Below are 18,984 nucleotides of genomic sequence, written 5' to 3' on the forward strand. Positions count from 1 at the left end.
AATCTGGGGGCGTCCAGAAGGGATAGTCCGTGCAGCAACAGCAGCGAGTCGTCGCCAACCGCTACACACTGCTGGCCGAGCTCGGCCGCGGTGCGATGGGTGTCGTGTGGCGTGCCCAGGACCAGCTGCTCGGCCGGCCAGTGGCTCTCAAGGAGCTGCACCCGCCGCAGGGCATCAACCCGAGCGAGTTCGCCGTGCTGGAGGAGCGCATGCTCCGGGAGGCGCGAACGGCCGGCCGGCTGAACCACCCGGCGGTGGTGACGGTGCACGACGTCATCCGCGAGGACGGGCGCACGTACCTCGCCATGGAACTGGTCGACGCGTCCGACCTGGCCACCGTCGTGCAGCGGCACGGGCCGCGCGACTCGACCTGGATGGCCGGGGTCGCGCTGCAGGTGCTGGGCGCGTTGGACACGGCTCACGCCGCCGGGATCGTGCACCGCGACGTCAAGCCCAGCAACATCATGGTGCGCCCGGACGGCGCCGTGAAGCTCACCGACTTCGGCATCGCGCAGGCCACCGACGACCCGCGGCTCACCAGCAACGGCGGCATCGTCGGCTCGCCCGCCTACATGTCGCCGGACCGGCTGCACGGCTGGGAGGCCTCGCCGGCGTCGGACCTGTGGGCGCTCGGCGTCACCATCGCCCACGCGGTCGAGGGCATCAGCCCGTTCGAACGCACGTCCACGGCATCCACGCTGCACGCCGTCATGAACGAGCCGCCGGTGCTGCGCCGCGCTTCTCCCGCCCTGGCCCAGGTGATCCACGGTTTGCTGACCGTCGACCCGGCCAGGCGCATGACCGCGGCGCAGGCCCGTCAGCTGCTGGTGGCGATCGTCCAGGGCACCGCCTCGCCGGTCTCGACCCAGCAGCTGCAGCCCAAGAAGAACAACACCGCCGTGAAGGTCATCGCCATCGCGGCGGGCGTCGTCCTGCTCGCGGGCGCCGCGTTCGGCGCCTACGTCGCCTTCAAGCCGAAGGACAGCAACAACGCGCAGAGCCCCGGCAACAGCAGCAACTCCGCACCGCCGGAGAACTCCACCGAGTGGACCGACGCCGCCGCACTACCGGTAGGCGCGCCACTGCCGTCCCGCCGCATCGCCACGTACGGCCGCGGCGGCGACGTGCCGGAGTGGAACCTCTCCGGCACCCAGTGCGCCAAGGACTTCCTCACCCAGGGCTCGGGCGTCCGTTCGAACGTCCCGTGCGACGGCCCGCACGGCATCCAGCTCTTCGCCGCCGCGACCCCGTTGTGGGACAAGCCGAAGGACACCCCGTACCCCGGCGTGCAGTACTTCACCGACTTCACCAAGAACTACTGCACCGAGCAGTTCAAGGTCATCGAGCCGAAGGCGAAGGACACCCTCGGCTTCACCGGCCTGATCCCCACCCAGAAGGAGTGGGAAGCCTGGAACGACCCTTCCGCCCCAGGCCGCCAGGAGGTCCTCTGCGTGCTGTGGAAGGCCGACCGCTCACCACTGGCGGGCTCGCTGGTCGGCTAGGACGCAAGTCAGCGCGAGGCCGAAGGCGAGCCGAAGCAAAGGCGAAGCCGAGCAGCTTTTGGCTTTTGCTTTTGGCTTGAAACAGGAGGTTCCGGTGGGGTGGGTCCCGTCACGAGCCGTGCCCAGCACTCGCTGCAACCAGGCAGGGGTGTCAAACCGCCACGCTTTTCGGCGGTTTGACACCCCTGCCTGGTTGTGGCGAGAGCTGGTACGGCTTGGGACGGGACCCACCCCACCCGAACCGCACCACCACAAAACAGCAAGCCGCCCAACACAAACAGGCGTGCCATCAACCCGCTAACGGCGCTGGGGGTCTTTGATCAGTTGGCGGGGTCCGGGGCAGAGCCCCGCGCTCGAAACAGAGCAGGCACGCAACAACGCAACCACCAACGCAAGCCAGCCAACGCAAGCCAACCAACGCTAGCCGCGCACCACATCGATCACCAACGCCGACCGCCCCACCACGGAGTCAGAAACCGAGTAAGCACCTTCCAGCGCCTGCAAAGCCCCGTCAACCGCATCCGGAGTATCGGTGAAAAGCTCAAGCAACGGCTGCCCGGCTTCCACCACATCCCCAGGCTTGGCCAGACAAAGCACCCCAGCCCCGGCCTGCACCGGATCCTCCTTGCGAGCCCGCCCAGCACCAAGCCGCCAGGCAGCCACCCCAACGCCATAAGCGTCCAAAATGGACAACACCCCGGAAGCAGGCGCCTCGACGACGTGACGATGCGCGGCCACCGGAAGCGGAGCCTCCGGATCGCCACCCTGGGCCCGGATCATCCGCGCCCACACCTCGTACGCCTCACCGGACGCCAGCACGGCGGCGGGATCGGCCGAGATCCCGGCCAGCGACAGCATCTCCGACGCCAACGCGACCGTCAGCTCGACCACGTCGGCAGGACCACCGCCCCGCAGCACGTCGACGGACTCGGCCACCTCGACCGCGTTGCCGACGGCACGCCCCAGCGGCACCGACATGTCCGTCAGCAGCGCCGAGATCCTGACCCCGTGCTCGACACCGATAGCAACGAGTGCCTCCGCGAGAGCACGCGCCGAAGCCAGGTCCTTCATGAACGCGCCGGACCCGACCTTCACGTCGAGCACCAGCGACTCGGCGCCCTCCGCGATCTTCTTCGACATGATCGAGGACGCGATCAACGGGATCGCCTCGACCGTGCCGGTGACGTCGCGCAGCGCGTAGAGCTTGCGGTCGGCGGGAGCAAGTCCTTCGGTGGCAGCACAAACGACGGCGCCGACGTCGGACAGCTGCGAGAGGATCTCCGAAGTGGACAGTGCGGCCCGCCACCCCGGGATCGACTCCAGCTTGTCCAGCGTCCCGCCCGTGTGACCGAGCCCGCGGCCCGACAGCTGCGGCACGGCAGCACCGCAGGCAGCCACGAGAGGTGCCAGCGGCAACGTGATCTTGTCGCCGACGCCGCCCGTCGAGTGCTTGTCGACGGTCGGCCGCGAGACGTGCAACGACAACCGCTCGCCGGACAAGATCATCGCCTGCGTCCAGCGCGCGGTCTCGGAAGCGGTCATCCCGTTGAAGAAGATCGCCATCGCCAGCGCGGACATCTGCTCGTCCGCGACCGCGCCGCGCGTGTAGGCGTCGATCACCCAGTCGATCTGCGCGTCCGACAACGCCGACCCGTCGCGCTTGGCACGGATGACGTCGACAGCGGAAAAGCTCATGGCAGGTCCTCCGGTCCGAACGCGTCCGGCAGCACCGACGACATCGGCAGCACCCCGGACGGCGTGTCCACCAGGCAGTCGCGCCCGCCGAGCTCGTAGAGCACCTGGCGGCACCGCCCGCACGGCATCAGCAGGTCACCGGCACCGGACCGGCACGCCACCGCGACGAACCGGCCGCCGCCCGTGAGCTGCAGCTGACCGGCCATCGCGCACTCCGCGCAGAGCCCCACGCCGTACGAGGCGTTCTCGACGTTGCACCCGGTCACGATGCGGCCGTCGTCGCACAACGCCGCGGACCCGACCTGCAGCCCCGAGTACGGGCAGTGGGCGAACGACGCCGCCTCCACCGCCCGTGCCCGGAGCAGGTCCCAGTCGACCTCAGCCACGGCGGTAGACCTCGCCGTCAGCCGCGGGCATGCGCAACCGTTGGGAGGCAACGGCCAGCACGGCCAGCGTCACCATGTGCGGCGTGTACGAGACGAACTCGCCGGGGATCTCGTCGAGGCTGATGTAGAGCAGGTAGAGCAGCACGGCCACGACGATCGCGGCGGCGGCGGAGAACCACTTCCGGCGGATCAGCTGGTACACCACGATCACGCCGAGCAGGATCACCACGCCGTAGACCAGGCCCAGCACCGTCTCGCCGCCCGACCGCAGCTGCAGGCCGTCGGCGTAGCCGAACAGCGCCGCGCCGCCGAGCAGACCGCCGGGCCGCCAGTTGCCGAAGATCATCGCCGCGAGGCCGATGTAGCCGCGGCCGCCGGTCTGGCCCTCGAGGTAGGACAGCTGACCGGGGTTCAGCACCAGCGCGGCGCCACCCAGGCCGGCGAGCCCACCGGAGACGATCACGGCGACGTACTTGTGGAAGTACACCTTCACGCCCAGCGAGTCCGCGGCGTGCGGGTTCTCGCCGACCGAGCGCAGGCGCAGGCCGAAGCGGGTGCGCCAGAGCAGGTAGTACGACAGCGGCACGAGCACGATCGTCAGCATCGTCAACGGCGAGACGCCGGTGACGAGACCGCGCAGGATGCCCGCGACGTCGGAGATGATGACGCGCTGCCCCGCTTCCAGCTCACCGAGCCAGTCCGCGAAGCCCGCCGCCGAGTACGTCTCGAACGGCGCGACCGGCGGCGACTGCCGCGGGTTGTTCGACAGCGGCAGGAACACCAGCGTCGACAGGTACTTCGTCAGACCGGCGCCGAGCAGGTTGATCGCCACACCGGAGACGATGTGGTTGACGCCGAACGTGACCGTGGCGATCGCGTGCAGCAGACCGCCCAGCGCGCCGAACACGACGGACGCGACGAGCGCCGCCCACGGGCCCCACTGGTAGCCGGCCCACGCCGCGCCCCAGGTGCCCATGATCATCATGCCTTCGAGGCCGATGTTGACCACGCCCGCGCGTTCCGCCCACAGACCGCCGAGACCCGCGAGCAGGATCGGCAGCGCGAGCCGCACGGCCGTCTGCGTCGTGCCGGACGACGTGAGCTGCGGGAACCCCGTGAGGTACGAGGTGGTCGACAGCAGCAGGATCGCGCCGGCGACACCGATCATCCCGACCGCCCAGCCCGGCACCTTGCGCTTGCGCGGTGCCGCCGGGACGTGGGGCTTCTCCTCCAGCGTCGAGATCACGCGGCACCTCCAACGGTTCCGAGCTCACGGCCGACGCGACGCTGCTCGGAGGCGAGCTCGAAGCGGCGCACCACCTCGTACGCGACGACGACCGACAGGACGATCGAGCCCTGCATGATGGTGACGATCTCCCTGGGCACCCCGACGTTGTCGAGCGCGAGGCCGGCCTTGTCGAGGAACGCCCAGAGCAGCGCGCCGAACGCGATGCCACCGGGGTGGTTGCGGCCGAGCAGCGCGATCGCGATGCCGGAGAAGCCGATGCCGGCGGTGAAGTTCAGGCTGAACGTGTGGTCGCGGCCCAGCAGTTCGGGCAGCGAGATCAGGCCCGCGATGGCGCCCGAGATCAGCATGGACACCAGCACCATCTTCTTGGCGTTGACGCCACCGGCGGACGCGGCGGTCGCCGACTCGCCGGACGCGCGCAGCTCGAAGCCGAACCGGGTGCGGTTCATCATGATCCAGTAGCCGACGCCGAGGGCGATGGCCACGAAGATGAAGCCGAACATCGTGCCGCCGCCCCCGAAGGAGATGCCGGGCATCCAGCCGGACTCCGGGATCTCCGCGGTGCGGATGTTGTTGCCCCGCAGCTCGCCGAAGACGTCGCGGCGGATCAGGTAGGCGGACAGGCCGATCGCCAGGCCGTTCATCATGATCGTCGAGATGACCTCGTTGACGCCGCGGGTCACCTTGAGGATCGCGGGGATCGCGGCCCAGGCGGCACCGGCGACGGCGGCCACGATGATGATCACCAGCGTGTGGATGCCGGTGGGCAGGGCGATCGAGCCGCCGACGACGGCCGCCACGACGGCGGCGACGCGGTACTGACCCTCGACACCGATGTTGAACAGGTTCATCTGGAACCCGATCGCGACCGCGAGCGCCGCGATGTAGTAGATGCCCGTCGAGTTGATGATGTCGATGAAGGTCGTGCCCTTGCCGACCTGCGTCACCATCGCGCCGAACGCGCTCAGCGGGTTCGCGCCCGAGATGACGAGCGCCACGCCGCACAGCAGCAAGGAGAAGACGATCGCCAACGCGGGCGGCAGGAGTTTGCCGCGCAGGTGTCCCATCAGTGCTCGCCTTCCTCAACCGCAGCGGTCTCGTGCACCGCGGCGCTCGTGCTGCCCGCACCCGTCATGGCACTTCCGAGGTCCTCGGGCGTGACGGTGTTCGGGTCGGCGTCGGCCACCAGGCGGCCGCGCAGCATGACCTTGATCGTGTCGGAGAGACCGATCAGCTCGTCCAGGTCGGCGGAGATCAGCAGGACGGCGAGACCGTTGGCGCGGGCGCGCTTGATCTCGTCCCAGATCAACGCCTGCGCACCGACGTCGACACCGCGGGTGGGGTGCGACGCGATGAGCAGGACGGGGTCGCCGGACAGCTCGCGGCCGACGACGAGCTTCTGCTGGTTGCCGCCGGACAGCGCCGCCGCGGGGACGTCGATGCCGGGCGTGCGGACGTCGAAGTCCGCGACGATCCGCTCGGTGTCCTGCTTGGCGCCGTCGGTGTCGAGCCACATGCCCTTGGCGGTCGGCTTGCGGGTCTGGTAGCCGAGGATCCGGTTATACCAGAGGGGTTGCGTGAGCAGGAGGCCGTGGCGGTGGCGGTCCTCCGGCACGTAGCCGATGCCGGCCTCGCGCCGGGCGAGCGTGCCCAGCTTCGTGAGGTCGTTGTCCAGCAACGTGATCGTGCCGCTGCCCGCCTTGCGCATGCCCATGATCGTCTCGACGAGCTCGGTCTGACCGTTGCCCTCGACACCGGCGATGCCGACGACCTCGCCGGAGCGGACCACCAGGTCGACGTCGTCGAGGATCGGCCGCGAACCGTCGGGCGTGAGCAGCTTGAGGCCCTTGACGTCCAGCACGACCTTGTCGGTCACGGTGGACTCGCGGGTCTCGGGGCTCGGGAGCTCGCTGCCGACCATCATCTCGGCGAGCTGCCGCGACGACACCGTCTTCGGGTCCGCGCTGCCCACGGTCGTGCCGCGGCGGATCACCGTGACGGAGTCCGCGATCGCGCGGACCTCGTCGAGCTTGTGCGAGATGAAGAGGAACGTGTAGCCCTGCTCCTGCATGCCGCGCACGGTGTCGAAGAGCTCGTTGACCTCCTGCGGCACGAGCACGGCGGTGGGCTCGTCGAGGATGATCACCTTGGCGCCGCGGTAGAGCACCTTGAGGATCTCGACGCGCTGCCGGTCGGCGACACCGAGCTGCTCGACGAGCACGCCGGGGTCGACGTTGAGACCGGTCCGGCCGGAGAGCTCGATGATGCGCCTGCGGGCCTTCTGGCCGATGCCGTGGATCGCCTCGGCGCCCAGGACGACGTTCTCCTGGACGGTGAGGTTGTCGGCGAGCATGAAGTGCTGGTGCACCATGCCGATGCCGGCCTTGATGGCGTCGGACGGCGTGCGGAAGCGCACCTGCTCGCCGTTCACCTCGATGCTGCCCTCGTCCGGCGCCTGCATGCCGTAGAGGATCTTCATCAGGGTGGACTTGCCCGCGCCGTTCTCGCCGCAGAGCGCGTGCACCTCGCCACGGCGGACGGTCAGGTGGACGTCGCTGTTGGCGACCACACCGGGGAATCGCTTGGTGATGCCGGTGAGCACCACCGCGGGGGGACCGTCCGTCTGGACGGACGTGGAACTGCTCATCGTCGAGTTGCTCCTCCTACCACGCACCAGGCCCTGTGAGGGCTAATTCCTCACAGGGCCCGGTTGCAGCGGTTACGCGGGACTACGGCTTGTCCGCGACCTTGATCTTGCCCTCGATGATCTGGGCCTTGTAGCCCTCGAGGATTCCCTGCAGCTTCGCGTCGATCTTGCCACCCGAGGTGGCATAGCCGACACCGTCCACCTTGAGGTCGAAGACCTTCGGGAGAGACGCGAGGTCGTTCTTGGCGACGGCCCGGATGTAGTCGTAGACCGCGACGTCGACGCGCTTGAGCATGGACGACACGATGACGTCCTTGGTGTCGGCGACGGTCGCCTGGTTGTACTGGTCGGAGTCGACGCCGATCGCCAGCACGCCACCCTGCTTGGCGGCCGAGAAGATGCCCTTGCCGGACGCGCCAGCGGCCTGGTAGATGACGTCGGCGCCCTTGTCGATCTGGCCCTTCGCGGCTTCCTGGCCCTTCGGGGCGTCCTGGAAACCGGTGAAGTCACCGGCGGGGGTGATGTACTTCTTCTCGATCTCGATCTTCGGCGCGGCGGCCTTCGCACCCTGGAAGTAGCCGGCCTCGAACTTCTGGATCAGCGGGATCTCGACGCCGCCGACGAAGCCCACGTGGCACTTCTTGCTCTGGTACGCGGCGATGACGCCGGCGAGGAAGGAGCCCTCCTGCTCGGCGAACAGCAGCGGCGTGACGTTGGTCGCGCCCTCGACGGCGGAGTCGACCAGCGCGAACTTGACGTTCGGGAACTCCGCGGCGACGAGCTTCATCGACTCGGCGTAGGCGAAGCCGACACCGATGATCGGGCTGAAGCCCTCCTGCGCCAGCTGGCGGAGACGGGTCTGCTTGGCGGACTCGTCCTCGTTCGGCGCGGCGGACAGCTCGCGGGTGTTCTCCTTCTTCACCCCGAAGTCGGTGAGCGCCTTGTCGAGACCGGCGGCGGCGGAGTCGTTGAACGACGCGTCGCCACGACCACCGATGTCGTAGGCCAGACCGACCTTCAGCGCGCTCGCGTCCACCTTCTCGCCGTTGGCGGCGCTGGTGCTCGACGTGGCGGGCGCGGTGGGAGGCGTGGCGTACTCGCAAGCGGCGCCAGTGCCGGTGTTCGAGTTGTTGCTACCGCCACCCGAGTCCTTCGCGCAGGCGGCCATAGTCATCACGCTGGTCAACGCGATCGCGGCGACCGCGACACCACGCATACGACGACGCACGGCTCGTCTCCTCCCTGAGATTCCACTCCCAACGACGCAGTTGGGGTTCTAGACGGCGCACCGTACCTCTTAGTAACCAACCTCGTTGCGGCCAGCACCTACATAGACCCCTATCGGTTACGCATTCGACGCATTGGCCGCACCTGTCGTGATCACTCGTGTTCGGGGCGTGGCGAAACGTCCTCTTCAGGCGCTTCCCCGCCTTGATCGTCGTCCATTCGGCCCAGTTCCGCGCGCCAGGCCCAGCGCTCCAGGGCCGACGACAGGCCCGAGACCGGGCCACCCGGCAGTGGTTCCCTCCCCATGCGCCCCAGGATCGGGCGGGGCGCTGCCGTGCCGCTGACGCCTCGATGTCAGAGCCCTGACCTGGCGTTCGACGTTCGACGAAATTTCTTCACATCGAACTTTGAACCGAGCGCGGTGCCCCAGCCGTGTACTGGATGGCAAGTGCCCTTGCCGAAGACGGCGGCCCGGACCAGGCGGAGGTCCAGGGCCGCCGTCCTCCTTTCTCGTCCCCTTCAGGCGCGGAATGTGGCCTGCGCCGCATTTCCGAATCGATCAAGACCGCTTGGTGGATCGACAGCGTGTCTCATCGATCACAGAGCGGGTGCGCCTGCTGTGTCCGTTCCAACCGGCGGGACTACGCTTTTCCGGTCATGGTCGGAATGAACTGTTCGCCGACCACCACCACTGACGTTGGAGGCCGCGGCGCATGACCAGCGCAGGCGCACCCGAGCGGTCGGGCACCACCCGAGGGGGTGGGACGCTCTACCGCGGTGATCTGGGCATGTGGTCCTGGGTCGCCCACCGGATCACCGGTGTCCTCACGTTCTTCTTCCTCTTCACGCACGTGCTCGACACCGCACTGGTGCGGGTGTCTCCGAACGCGTACGACGCGGTGATCGAGACCTACAAGAACCCGGTCGTCAACCTCTTCGAGGTCGGCCTCGTCGGCGCGGTGCTCTACCACGCGCTCAACGGAATCCGGGTCATGCTGGTCGACTTCTGGGAGAAGGGCGCCAAGTACCAGCGGGTCATGCTCTGGACCGTGCTGGCCGTCTGGGTCGTCGTGATGATCCCCGGCTTCTACTTCATGATGGAGCGCACGATCTCCGACCTGGTGGGGGGTCACTGACCATGTCTCTCGCACTCGACAAGCCCCGCCAGCCGCGCCGCCCCGCGGCCCGTCGCGGCAACGGCGAGCTCTACAGCTGGCTGTTCATGCGCCTGTCCGGCCTGCTGCTCGTGGTCCTGGTCCTGGGCCACCTGTTCATCATGAACATCCTGGACGGCGGTGTCCACAAGATCAACTTCGGTTTCGTGGCCGGCCGCTGGGCGTCGCCGTTCTGGCAGTTCTGGGACCTCGCGATGCTCTGGCTCGCGCAGATCCACGGCGGCAACGGCGTGCGCACGGTCATCAACGACTACGCGCGCAAGGACTCCACCCGGTTCTGGTTGAAGATGCTGCTCTACGTGTCGATGGTGCTCATCGTCTCGCTCGGCACGTTCGTGATCTTCACCTTCGACCCGAACATCTCGAACTGACCCGCGCGGGGAGCCCACCACAATGCAGTTCCACAAGTACGACGTAGTCATCATCGGCGCTGGTGGTGCCGGAATGCGCGCGGCGATCGAGTCAGGCCAGCGCGCCCGCACCGCGGTGCTCACGAAGCTCTACCCCACGCGTTCGCACACCGGCGCGGCCCAGGGCGGCATGTGCGCCGCCCTCGCCAACGTCGAGGAGGACAACTGGGAGTGGCACACCTTCGACACGATCAAGGGCGGCGACTACCTGGTCGACCAGGACGCCGCCGAGATCATGGCGAAGGAGGCCATCGACGCGGTCCTCGACCTCGAGAAGATGGGCCTGCCGTTCAACCGCACGCCCGAGGGCAAGATCGACCAGCGCCGGTTCGGCGGCCACACGCGCAACCACGGTGAAGCCGCCGTGCGCCGCGCCTGCTACGCCGCGGACCGCACCGGTCACATGATCCTGCAGACGCTGTACCAGAACTGCGTCAAGCACGGCATCGAGTTCTTCAACGAGTTCTACGTCCTCGACATCTGCCTGACCGAGACGGAGAACGGCCCGGTCTGCACCGGCGCCGTCGCCTACGAGCTCGCGACCGGCGAGATCCACGTCTTCCAGGCGAAGTCCGTCGTGTTCGCGACCGGTGGTTTCGGCAAGGTCTTCAAGACCACGTCGAACGCCCACACGCTGACCGGCGACGGCATGGGCATCGTCTTCCGCAAGGGCCTGCCCCTGGAGGACATGGAGTTCTACCAGTTCCACCCGACCGGTCTGGCCGGTCTCGGCATCCTGCTGACCGAGGGCGCGCGAGGCGAGGGCGCGATCCTGCGCAACGCCTCGGGCGAGCGGTTCATGGAGCGCTACGCCCCGACCATCAAGGACCTGGCGCCGCGCGACATCGTGGCCCGCTCGATGGCCCTCGAGGTGCTGGAAGGCCGTGGCGCCGGCCCGAACAAGGACTACGTGCTGCTCGACTGCACGCACCTCGGCGCCGAGGTGCTGGAGACGAAGCTGCCGGACATCACCGAGTTCGCCCGCACCTACCTCGCGGTCGACCCGGTCGTCGAGCCCGTCCCGGTCTACCCGACCGCGCACTACGCGATGGGCGGCATCCCGACCAACATCCACGGCGAGGTGCTGCGGGACAACGACAACGTCGTTCCCGGCCTCTACGCCGCGGGTGAGTGCGCGTGCGTCTCGGTCCACGGCGCGAACCGCCTGGGCACGAACTCGTTGCTGGACATCAACGTCTTCGGCCGCCGCGCGGGCATCGCCGCCGCCGAGTACGCGCTGTCCCGCGAGTCGCACGTCGACCTGCCGGAGAACCCGGCCGCGGCCGTCGAGGCCCAGGTCGCCCTCGCGCTGTCGGAGCACGGCCAGGAGCGCGTGGCGGACATCCGCACCGAGCTGCAGGCGACGATGGACGCCAACGCGTCCGTCTACCGCACCGAGGACACGCTGAAGACGGCCCTGCACGACGTGCAGGCGCTGAAGGAGCGCTACGCCCACATCTCCGTGCAGGACAAGGGCAAGCGCTTCAACACGGACCTGCTGGAGGCCGTCGAGCTCGGCTTCCTGCTGGAGCTGGCCGAGGTGCTCGTGCACGGCGCGCTGGCGCGCAAGGAGTCCCGCGGCGGTCACGCCCGCGAGGACTACCCGAACCGCGACGACACGAACTTCATGCGCCACAGCATGTTCTACAAGCAGGGCGACGACCTCTCGGCGGACATCCGCCTCGACTACAAGCCCGTGACCTTTACCCGGTACAAGCCGATGGAGCGCAAGTACTGATGACCGCCACCGCTGAAACCACTGCTGGCTCGCGCGGCTCCCAGCCGCCGGCTCCGGACGGCGCTGTCACGGTCACCGTCAAGATCCGCCGGTTCAACCCGGAGTTCGACGACGAGCCGCGCTGGGACTCGTTCGACATCCCCGCGCTCCCGTCGGACCGCGTGCTGAACCTCCTCCACCACATCAAGTGGTACGTGGACGGCACACTGACGTTCCGCCGCTCCTGCGCCCACGGCATCTGCGGCTCTGACGCCATGCGCATCAACGGTGTGAACCGCCTGGCCTGCAAGGTGCTCCTGAAGGACCTGCTGGAAAAGGGCGACAAGCACACCACGATCACCATCGAGCCCATCAAGGGCCTGCCGGTGAACAAGGACCTGCTCGTCGACATGGAGCCCTTCTTCGAGGCCTTCCGCGCCGTCAAGCCGTACCTCGTGACCTACGGCAACGAGCCGACGCGCGAGCGCATCCAGTCCGTCGCCGACCGCGAGCGCTTCGACGACACGACGAAGTGCATCCTGTGCGCCTGCTGCACCACCTCCTGCCCGGTCTACTGGACCGAGGGCTCGTACTTCGGCCCGGCGGCGATCGTGAACGCGCACCGGTTCATCTTCGACTCGCGCGACGAGGGCGCCGAGGAGCGGCTCGACATCCTCAACGACATCGACGGCGTGTGGCGCTGCCGCACGACGTTCAACTGCACCGACGCCTGCCCGCGTGGCATCCAGGTCACCAAGGCGATCCAGGAAGTGAAGCGCGCGCTGCTGTTCAAGCGCGTCTGAGGTTTTCGGTTGGTGCGAGGCGCCGCGTTCCCGGTGGGGGCGCGGCGCTTCGCCGTTTCGTGGGCCGGGTGAGGCGGGGTGGCGCTGGGCAGGGCAGCGCAGTCAGGGTGACGTGAGCCGGGTGGTTCACGTGAGGTGGCGCGAACTGGCAGCGCGGAGTGACTTGAGGCGAGCGCTGGGCAGGGTCGCTTGAAGCGAGCGCTGGGCTGGGGCGGGACGGGCGCGTTGGGGCGAGTGGCCATGTCGCGGTGGCAGGTGCGACAAAGCCAAGGCGCGAACCTCTCGCCGCGCCCTCGTGCGCGAGCCCTCCGCCCGCCGCCACCCTCCATCCAGCCCTCCACGCTGCCGGCCCGCGGACCTCCGTCAGCCCAGCCCAGCCCAGCCCAGCCCAGCCCCACCCAGCCCAGCCCGGCGAACGCCCAGCCCACGCCACCCAGCCCACGCAACCCAGTCCCGCGTGACCTGCCCGGCGGCCGCCCAACCCCGCCCCACCCAAGCCCAACGCGACCCCGCCCCGCCGGCCGCAAGGCCCGCGGGACCCGACCCGTCGTGCCCTACCCTCTCAACCCACCTCCACGATCCGCACAGGCGGCCGAGTCCGAGCCCCCGCCGCCCGATGCGCGGCCTTCAACTCCCGCCCCACCGCCTCCGGACAGTCCCGCAACCGAGTCGGCAACGTCTGCACCACGAGAATCCCCGCCGCCGCATACCGGCTGTTCCGCGCCAAAGTCCGCTCATAATCCCGAGCCCCGTAGTGAAACGCCCGAGAGTCGATCTCCCAGGCAAGCCCCACGTCGTCGAACCACGCATCCGGCCGGCCAACGACCACACCAGCGGCGTCGGCGATCGTGACGTTCCAATACGGCGTGGTCAGCCGGATCCGACGCGACAACCGACGAGCATCCCGCTCGGCAACGGACTCAGCGCGTCCCAACTCGCGCAGAACATCACGCACCAGCTTGGTGCCGTAGCGATTGCACCGCGCCTCCTCGGCAAGAGAAGCAGGCGTGCAGCGGCCACGTTGGATCGCAGCGGCGACCAAAGCCGTGGCCTCGTCGGAAGATCGGAGCAGCCGGCACGCGTCCACCACAGCGCGAGAGGCGGACACCACCGGGAAGCCGTCCACATCGGACGACGCAGGCATCGGCACGGCGCGTTCGAGGATCAGCGAACCGCTGCCGCGCACCGAACCCGGCACCAGCACGTGGATCTCGGTACCGCGGGCGGGCAGGCCGTGGCGGCGGCAGGCTTCGGCGCCCGTGACGACGGCTCCGGGGCCTGCGCGCATCAGGGCGGCGGTCAGGTGTTGGTCGCGGGTGGGCGGGCCGTTGTGCAGCAGCACCACGCCGGGGTGCATGCGCTGCCACGGCCCACCCGGCCGGCATTTCAGCCAAGGGTTCGCCACTCCCAGTGACCGGAGGGCGCCGGCACTGATGACACCGAGATCGCTGCGCTCGCGCAGGTGTTCGATTCGCATGTCATCAGTGTGACGAGCACCACCGACAGTTTTCGGGGATCAGGCCCGGATGCGGCGCCTGCCGCGGTCGATCAGCAGCATCAGCGCGCCCGCGGCGACGAGCAGCACGCCCAGCAGCACGGTCCAGCCGGTCGAGGCGCCCGTGTTGGCGAGGCGGTTGTCCTCGTAGCGCGGCGGCGCGGCGACCGGCCGGGTCGTCGTCCACACCGGCGGCGTCGTGGTCGTCGTCTCCGGTGTGGTGGTCGACGAAGTCGAGGTCGTTGTCGGAGTGGTCGACGAGGTCGAGGTCGTCGTCTCCGTGGTGTCGGTGGTGGTGGTCGTGGTTTCGGTGGTGGTGGAGGTAGTGGGCGGAGTCGTGGTCGTCGTCTCCGTCGTCTCCGTGGTGGTGGTCGTGGCCGGAGTGGTCGTGGTGGTCTCGTCCGTCGGCTCTCCTCTTTCCTGAGGAGCACGCCATCCAGGACGTTCTTTCGGGCACCACGCAGCGGCGCACACCCGGCCATCCCCCGAGGCCTCTGCCTCGGGGGCGGCACCGTGCAGTGCGACGAGCGTCAACACCGCACCGGCGGTGAGCACACCGATATAGGCGATACGTGACATGCCACGATCGTTGGCCCACATACGGCACGTCGCGACCAATTCGCCCGCACGTCACCCGCGAGTGATCAAGAGATCGCCCGATCAGGTCCAGAAGACGGCGACGCCGATGTTCAGCACGACCAGGGACGCGGCGGTCGGCAGCAGCCAGGACGGCGCCTTGGGCTTGTTGACGTTGATCGCCACGACGACCGCGATGGCCACGACCACGGCCAGCTTGACGCCGATCTTGACGTGGTCGTACTTCACGGAGTCGACCAGCGGGTCGATGCCGACCAGCGCGAGACCGGTCAGCAGCTGCAGGGCCGCGCCGTGCAGCCAGCCCTTGTTGACCGGCGCCTCCTTCCCCGCCCTGGCCTGCAACATGATCATCGCGACGAGCATGCCCATGCCCAGCAGGTGCAGGAACACCAGCAGCAGCCGTACGAACTCCACAGCGTTTCCTATCGACGTCGAGTGGCCAGGAAGCCCCGCACGCCCAGCACGCCGATGACGGTGCCGAACACGAGCGAGGCGATCACGAGCACCAGGTGCACCGTGAAGAACGGGGTAGGTCCGTCGTTGAACGAACGGGGGTCGTTCCAGATGTTCTTCAGGAACGTGGGCCAGATCACCCACGACCACACTCCGAAAGCCACCAGGAAGAGTGACATCGGGCGCGAGAGCTTCACGCCGACCAGTATCGGACGTGGTGCGTGCAGGGCGCTAAACGGGGGTGGATAGCCTGAAGGGGTGCCTTTCACCCAACGGCTCATCGTCGCCCTGGTCCTAGCAACGGCCACTGCCGCGTTCGCCGCACCGACCGGCACCGCACAGCAGGCCGCCGGCTCGGCACAGTGCGCCAACCGCGAGACCCCGCCTCCCCCGGTGGACACCTCGGAGCAGCCCGCTCCCGGCCAGAAGGCCCCGACCGCGCTCGAGGTGCCCGAGAAGCCGATCGGCGGTGACCGGCTCGGCGAGTGCGGGCTGATCCTGCCGCCGAACTCCGCGCAGCCGCCCAGCGGCATCACCGCGGCGACGTGGATGCTCGCGGACATCGACAGCGGCGCCGTCCTCGCCGCCTACGACCCCCACGGCCGTCAGCGCCCGGCGAGCATCATGAAGGTGCTCCTCGCGATGGTCGTGGCCAAGGAGCTGCGCGGCGACCTCGTCGTCACCGCCAGCGCCGAGGACACCCAGCAGGAGTGCACCTGCGTCGGCCTCAAGGACGGCGGCCAGTACACGGTCCGCCAGCTGCTGCACGGCCTGCTGCTCACCTCGGGCAACGACGTGGCGCACACGCTCGCCCGTCAGCTCGGCGGCGTGCCGAGGGCGTTGCAGAAGATGAACGCCATGGCCAAGGAGCTCGGCGCCCTCGACACCCGCGCCGTCACCCCGTCCGGCCTGGACGGCCCCGGCACCAGCACCTCCGCCTACGACGTCGGCCTGATCTTCCGGGGCGCGATGAAGTACGAGGAGTTCGCGAACGCCATGAAGCTCAAGCAGTCGCAGTTCCCCGGCCGCAACGGCGGCACGATCATGCTGACGAACGACAACCGCCTGCTCAGCAACTACGAGGGCGCGATCGGCGGCAAGACCGGCTTCACCGACGACTCGCTGCACACCTACGTGGGTGCCGCCGAGCGCGGCGGCCGCCGTCTCGTCGTCGTCCTGCTGCGCGGCGAGCAGACCCCGACGCGCCTCGACGCGCAGGCCGCGAAGCTGCTCGACTACGGCTTCGCGATGGGCCCCGGCGGCGTCGGCAAGCTCGTCGACGGCGCTCCCCAGCCGAAGCCGAACGTCGTCCCCACGCAGAGCAGCAACAGCAGCACCTCCGACACGGCGGCCGGCTCGGACGACAACGGCCGTCAGGCGCCGACCGCGTTCGGCACCGTCGGCCTCCCCATCACGGCCGCGGCGGGCCTCGGCCTGCTGGCCGCCGTGCTGCTCTTCATCCGCAACAAGCGGGCCAAGGCGGCACGGGCACGCCGCCAGGCCGCGCAGCAGGCGGCTCAGAGCGTCTGAGAAGCACGCGAAAAGGCCCCCGGCACGCTGCCCGGGGGCCTTCGTCGTTCTCTAGCGCTTCCGCCAGCGGAGCCCGAGCACCGCGCCGACGACCGCGCCGGCACCGAGCATCAACGACGGCGACGGCCCGGACTTCACCGTCACCACGGGCTCGATCACGGCGGGCGGCGGTGGCTGGACGACCTCCGGCTCGACGTTCTCCCGCGCGGTGGCGGTCCAGGCCGTGATGAACAGGATGAACTGCGCCACCAGGTTCGCGAACACCAGCACACCGATGACGGACCCGAACGCGGCCGAGGTCGGCGACTTGGTCGTGAACGACAGGAAGATCGTGGCGGTCTGCTTCAGGATCTCGAACCCGATCGCGCCCGCGAGAGCCCCGCGCAGCGCGCTGCGCCACCCGACGGGCTTGCGCGGCAGCCGCGAGAGCACCCAGATGAACACGAGCCAGTTCGCCAGCAGCGACAGCAGGATCGAGCCGATCCGCAGCATGACGCGCGCCCAGCCCTGGTCCGCGAGGCCCATCCACTCCAGGATCTGCTCGGCGAGCCCCGACCCGACCGCCGTGATGCCGAACGACACCACGATCGCGAGCCCCAGGCCGAGCAGCGCCAGCAGGTCGCGCCAGAGCGTGCCCAGGAACGGCAGCTCGCCCTTCGCCTGACCCCACTGCGCCGTGAGGGCGTCGCGGAGGTTGCTCATCCAGCCGAGGCCGGAGTAGGCGGCGCCGAGCAGACCGATGATGCCGACGGTGCCCTTGGACTCCAGGGCGGTGTTCACGGCCTCGTTGATCTGCTTGCGCAGGTTCTCGTCCGGCACGGCCTCGGCGATGCTCTCGCGCAGCGACGCCAGCAGGTCCGGCTGCGACTGCAGCACGAAACCGGCGACGGCGAACCCGATCATCAGGATCGGGACGAGCGAGAGCACGCTGAAGTACGTCACGGCGGCGGCGTGCTGGGCGCCGTACCGCTGGTCATAGCGCTCGTACGCACGCATGATGTGGTCGAGCCACGCATACTTTCGCCGCCACTTGTCCACGACGAAGACGCTAGTGCAAGTGCACTACTCCGGCAGAACAAAGCCGATCTTGTCGTACGTACGGCGCAACGTGCCCGACGCGACCTCACGCGCGCGCTCGGCACCGGCGGCCAGGATCTTGTCCAGCGACGCCACGTCGTCGAGGTACATCTTCACGCGCTCCTGCACCGGCGTGACCCACTCCGTGAAGACCTCGCCGAGGTCCTTCTTCAGGTCGCCGTAGCCCTTGCCGTCGTAGTCGGCGACCAGCGACTCGACAGAACGGCTGGTCAGCGCCGAGTAGATCGTCAGCAGGTTCGAGACGCCCGGCTTGTTCTCGACGTCGAAGACGATCTCGCGGCCCGTGTCGGTGACGGCGGAGCGGATCTTCTTGGCCGAGCGCTTCGGGTCCTCCAGCAGCTCCACGACACCGCCGGGCACGGACTTGCTCATCTTCGCCGTCGGGTCCTGCAGGTCGAAGATCTTGGCCGTGTCCTTGACGATGTACGCCTCCGGCAGGCGGAACGTCCTGCCGTAGCGCGAGTTGAACCGCGTCGCGAGGTCGCGGGTCAGCTCCAGGTGCTGGCGCTGGTCCTCGCCGACCGGCACGTAGTGCGCCTGGTACAGCAGGATGTCCGCGGCCTGCAGGATCGGGTACGTGAACAGGCCCACGCCGACGGACTGCTCCTGGCGCGCGGACTTGTCCTTGAACTGGGTCATCCGCGACGCCTCGCCGAAGCCGGTCATGCACTGCATGACCCAGCCGAGCTGGGCGTGCTCGGGAACGTGCGACTGGACGAACAGCGTCGCGCGGTCCGGGTCGATGCCCAGCGCGAGCAGCTGGGCGGCCGAGACGCGGGTGTTCTGCCGCAGTTCCTTCGGGTTCTGCTCCACGGTGATCGCGTGCAGGTCGACGACGCAGTAGAACGCGTCGTGCGCCTCCTGCAGGGCCACCCACTGCCGCACCGCACCCAGGTAGTTGCCGAGGTGGAACGACCCGGCCGTCGGCTGGATGCCGGACAGGACGCGGGGGCGCTTGACGGGCGCGGTGGCTTCTGCGGGCGCGTTCTCCGTGGACACG

The 18,984-nt window shown here is 68.8% G+C and carries 19 protein-coding genes; 7 read left to right on the top strand and 12 right to left on the bottom strand.

The features are described from left to right. Window positions 1-29 precede the first annotated feature (29 nt). On the top strand, window positions 30-1,502 hold the full coding sequence (locus ACFWV3_RS08030) for a serine/threonine-protein kinase (protein ID WP_382409601.1): 1,473 nt from the start codon (window positions 30-32) through the stop codon (window positions 1,500-1,502). 420 nt (window positions 1,503-1,922) lie between these two features. Here ACFWV3_RS08030 and ACFWV3_RS08035 read toward each other — a convergent pair whose 3' ends face one another. From ACFWV3_RS08035 to ACFWV3_RS08060, 6 genes are all read right to left on the bottom strand, one after another. Further along, a complete protein-coding gene (locus ACFWV3_RS08035) occupies window positions 1,923-3,197 on the bottom strand; it encodes a thymidine phosphorylase (protein WP_382409603.1) in 1,275 nt (424 codons plus the stop codon). Further along, on the bottom strand, window positions 3,194-3,583 hold the full coding sequence (locus ACFWV3_RS08040) for a cytidine deaminase (protein WP_382409605.1): 390 nt from the start codon (window positions 3,581-3,583) through the stop codon (window positions 3,194-3,196). Before ACFWV3_RS08040 ends, ACFWV3_RS08035 begins: the two co-directional genes overlap by 4 nt. Continuing rightward, entirely contained in the window at window positions 3,576-4,829 is a 1,254-nt protein-coding gene (locus ACFWV3_RS08045; RefSeq protein WP_382409607.1) for an ABC transporter permease, read from the bottom strand. Before ACFWV3_RS08045 ends, ACFWV3_RS08040 begins: the two co-directional genes overlap by 8 nt. Then, the gene (locus ACFWV3_RS08050) at window positions 4,826-5,899 is read right to left on the bottom strand and encodes an ABC transporter permease (protein ID WP_382409609.1); all 1,074 of its coding nucleotides are present in this window, start codon (window positions 5,897-5,899) and stop codon (window positions 4,826-4,828) included. Before ACFWV3_RS08050 ends, ACFWV3_RS08045 begins: the two co-directional genes overlap by 4 nt. Beyond that, window positions 5,899-7,479, bottom strand: a complete 1,581-nt coding sequence (locus ACFWV3_RS08055; RefSeq protein WP_382409611.1) for an ABC transporter ATP-binding protein — start codon at window positions 7,477-7,479, stop codon at window positions 5,899-5,901. The genes ACFWV3_RS08050 and ACFWV3_RS08055 overlap by 1 nt, the downstream gene beginning before the upstream one ends. Window positions 7,480-7,561: 82 nt before the next feature. Then, a complete protein-coding gene (locus ACFWV3_RS08060; protein ID WP_382410463.1) occupies window positions 7,562-8,695 on the bottom strand; it encodes a BMP family protein in 1,134 nt (377 codons plus the stop codon). Between the two features lie 724 nt (window positions 8,696-9,419). On the opposite strand from ACFWV3_RS08060, the gene sdhC reads away from it, so the two are divergent. The 4 genes from sdhC to ACFWV3_RS08080 are packed head-to-tail and all read left to right on the top strand — an operon-like array spanning window position 9,420 to window position 12,811. Beyond that, complete coding sequence (gene sdhC, locus ACFWV3_RS08065) at window positions 9,420-9,842, top strand: succinate dehydrogenase, cytochrome b556 subunit (RefSeq protein ID WP_030470768.1); 423 nt, start codon at window positions 9,420-9,422, stop codon at window positions 9,840-9,842. A gap of 2 nt (window positions 9,843-9,844) precedes the next feature. Continuing rightward, on the top strand, window positions 9,845-10,252 hold the full coding sequence (locus ACFWV3_RS08070; protein ID WP_382409614.1) for a succinate dehydrogenase hydrophobic membrane anchor subunit: 408 nt from the start codon (window positions 9,845-9,847) through the stop codon (window positions 10,250-10,252). A gap of 22 nt (window positions 10,253-10,274) precedes the next feature. Further along, complete coding sequence (gene sdhA, locus ACFWV3_RS08075) at window positions 10,275-12,029, top strand: succinate dehydrogenase flavoprotein subunit (RefSeq protein ID WP_382409616.1); 1,755 nt, start codon at window positions 10,275-10,277, stop codon at window positions 12,027-12,029. Beyond that, a complete protein-coding gene (locus ACFWV3_RS08080; protein ID WP_382409618.1) occupies window positions 12,029-12,811 on the top strand; it encodes a succinate dehydrogenase iron-sulfur subunit in 783 nt (260 codons plus the stop codon). Before sdhA ends, ACFWV3_RS08080 begins: the two co-directional genes overlap by 1 nt. Before the next feature lie 562 nt (window positions 12,812-13,373). On the opposite strand, the gene ACFWV3_RS08085 is transcribed toward ACFWV3_RS08080, so the two are convergent. Then, window positions 13,374-14,288: a hypothetical protein gene (locus ACFWV3_RS08085; RefSeq protein ID WP_382409620.1), complete on the bottom strand. Its 915-nt coding sequence runs from the start codon at window positions 14,286-14,288 to the stop codon at window positions 13,374-13,376. Between the two features lie 39 nt (window positions 14,289-14,327). After that, complete coding sequence (locus ACFWV3_RS08090; RefSeq protein WP_382409622.1) at window positions 14,328-14,495, bottom strand: LPXTG cell wall anchor domain-containing protein; 168 nt, start codon at window positions 14,493-14,495, stop codon at window positions 14,328-14,330. A 10-nt stretch (window positions 14,496-14,505) separates the two neighbouring features. Between ACFWV3_RS08090 and ACFWV3_RS08095 the strand changes: the two genes are divergently transcribed. After that, window positions 14,506-14,730 carry a hypothetical protein gene (locus ACFWV3_RS08095; protein WP_382409624.1) on the top strand — a complete coding sequence of 75 codons (225 nt, stop codon included), beginning with the start codon at window positions 14,506-14,508 and terminating at the stop codon, window positions 14,728-14,730. Between the two features lie 236 nt (window positions 14,731-14,966). On the opposite strand, the gene ACFWV3_RS08100 is transcribed toward ACFWV3_RS08095, so the two are convergent. Together ACFWV3_RS08100 and ACFWV3_RS08105 are read right to left on the bottom strand one after the other, a co-directional pair. Then, on the bottom strand, window positions 14,967-15,317 hold the full coding sequence (locus ACFWV3_RS08100; RefSeq protein WP_382409625.1) for a hypothetical protein: 351 nt from the start codon (window positions 15,315-15,317) through the stop codon (window positions 14,967-14,969). An 8-nt stretch (window positions 15,318-15,325) separates the two neighbouring features. Then, the gene (locus ACFWV3_RS08105; protein ID WP_382409626.1) at window positions 15,326-15,553 is read right to left on the bottom strand and encodes an SCO4848 family membrane protein; all 228 of its coding nucleotides are present in this window, start codon (window positions 15,551-15,553) and stop codon (window positions 15,326-15,328) included. 61 nt (window positions 15,554-15,614) lie between these two features. Here ACFWV3_RS08105 and ACFWV3_RS08110 point away from each other — a divergent pair, with 61 nt between their 5' ends. Further along, entirely contained in the window at window positions 15,615-16,886 is a 1,272-nt protein-coding gene (locus ACFWV3_RS08110; RefSeq protein WP_382409628.1) for a D-alanyl-D-alanine carboxypeptidase family protein, read from the top strand. Window positions 16,887-16,937: 51 nt separating this feature from the next. Here the strand turns inward: ACFWV3_RS08110 and yhjD are convergent, their stop codons facing one another. Next, entirely contained in the window at window positions 16,938-17,924 is a 987-nt protein-coding gene (gene yhjD, locus ACFWV3_RS08115; protein ID WP_382409630.1) for an inner membrane protein YhjD, read from the bottom strand. Between the two features lie 24 nt (window positions 17,925-17,948). Beyond that, window positions 17,949-18,983, bottom strand: a complete 1,035-nt coding sequence (gene trpS / locus ACFWV3_RS08120) for a tryptophan--tRNA ligase (RefSeq protein ID WP_382409632.1) — start codon at window positions 18,981-18,983, stop codon at window positions 17,949-17,951. Between the last annotated feature and the right edge of the window lies 1 nt (window position 18,984).

This window comes from Lentzea sp. NPDC059081 (assembly GCF_042738015.1).
Taxonomy (GTDB): domain Bacteria; phylum Actinomycetota; class Actinomycetes; order Mycobacteriales; family Pseudonocardiaceae; genus Lentzea.

Excerpts from the sequence above, each read along its gene's own strand:
- ACFWV3_RS08035 (WP_382409603.1), bottom strand. The coding sequence starts at position 3,197 with ATGAGCTTTTCCGCTGTCGACGTCATCCGTGCCAAGCGCGACGGGTCG.
- ACFWV3_RS08050 (WP_382409609.1), bottom strand. The coding sequence starts at position 5,899 with ATGGGACACCTGCGCGGCAAACTCCTGCCGCCCGCGTTGGCGATCGTC.
- ACFWV3_RS08055 (WP_382409611.1), bottom strand. The coding sequence starts at position 7,479 with ATGAGCAGTTCCACGTCCGTCCAGACGGACGGTCCCCCCGCGGTGGTG.
- ACFWV3_RS08060 (WP_382410463.1), bottom strand. The coding sequence starts at position 8,695 with ATGCGTGGTGTCGCGGTCGCCGCGATCGCGTTGACCAGCGTGATGACT.
- sdhC (WP_030470768.1), top strand. The coding sequence starts at position 9,420 with ATGACCAGCGCAGGCGCACCCGAGCGGTCGGGCACCACCCGAGGGGGT.
- ACFWV3_RS08070 (WP_382409614.1), top strand. The coding sequence starts at position 9,845 with ATGTCTCTCGCACTCGACAAGCCCCGCCAGCCGCGCCGCCCCGCGGCC.
- sdhA (WP_382409616.1), top strand. The coding sequence starts at position 10,275 with ATGCAGTTCCACAAGTACGACGTAGTCATCATCGGCGCTGGTGGTGCC.
- ACFWV3_RS08080 (WP_382409618.1), top strand. The coding sequence starts at position 12,029 with ATGACCGCCACCGCTGAAACCACTGCTGGCTCGCGCGGCTCCCAGCCG.
- ACFWV3_RS08085 (WP_382409620.1), bottom strand. The coding sequence starts at position 14,288 with ATGCGAATCGAACACCTGCGCGAGCGCAGCGATCTCGGTGTCATCAGT.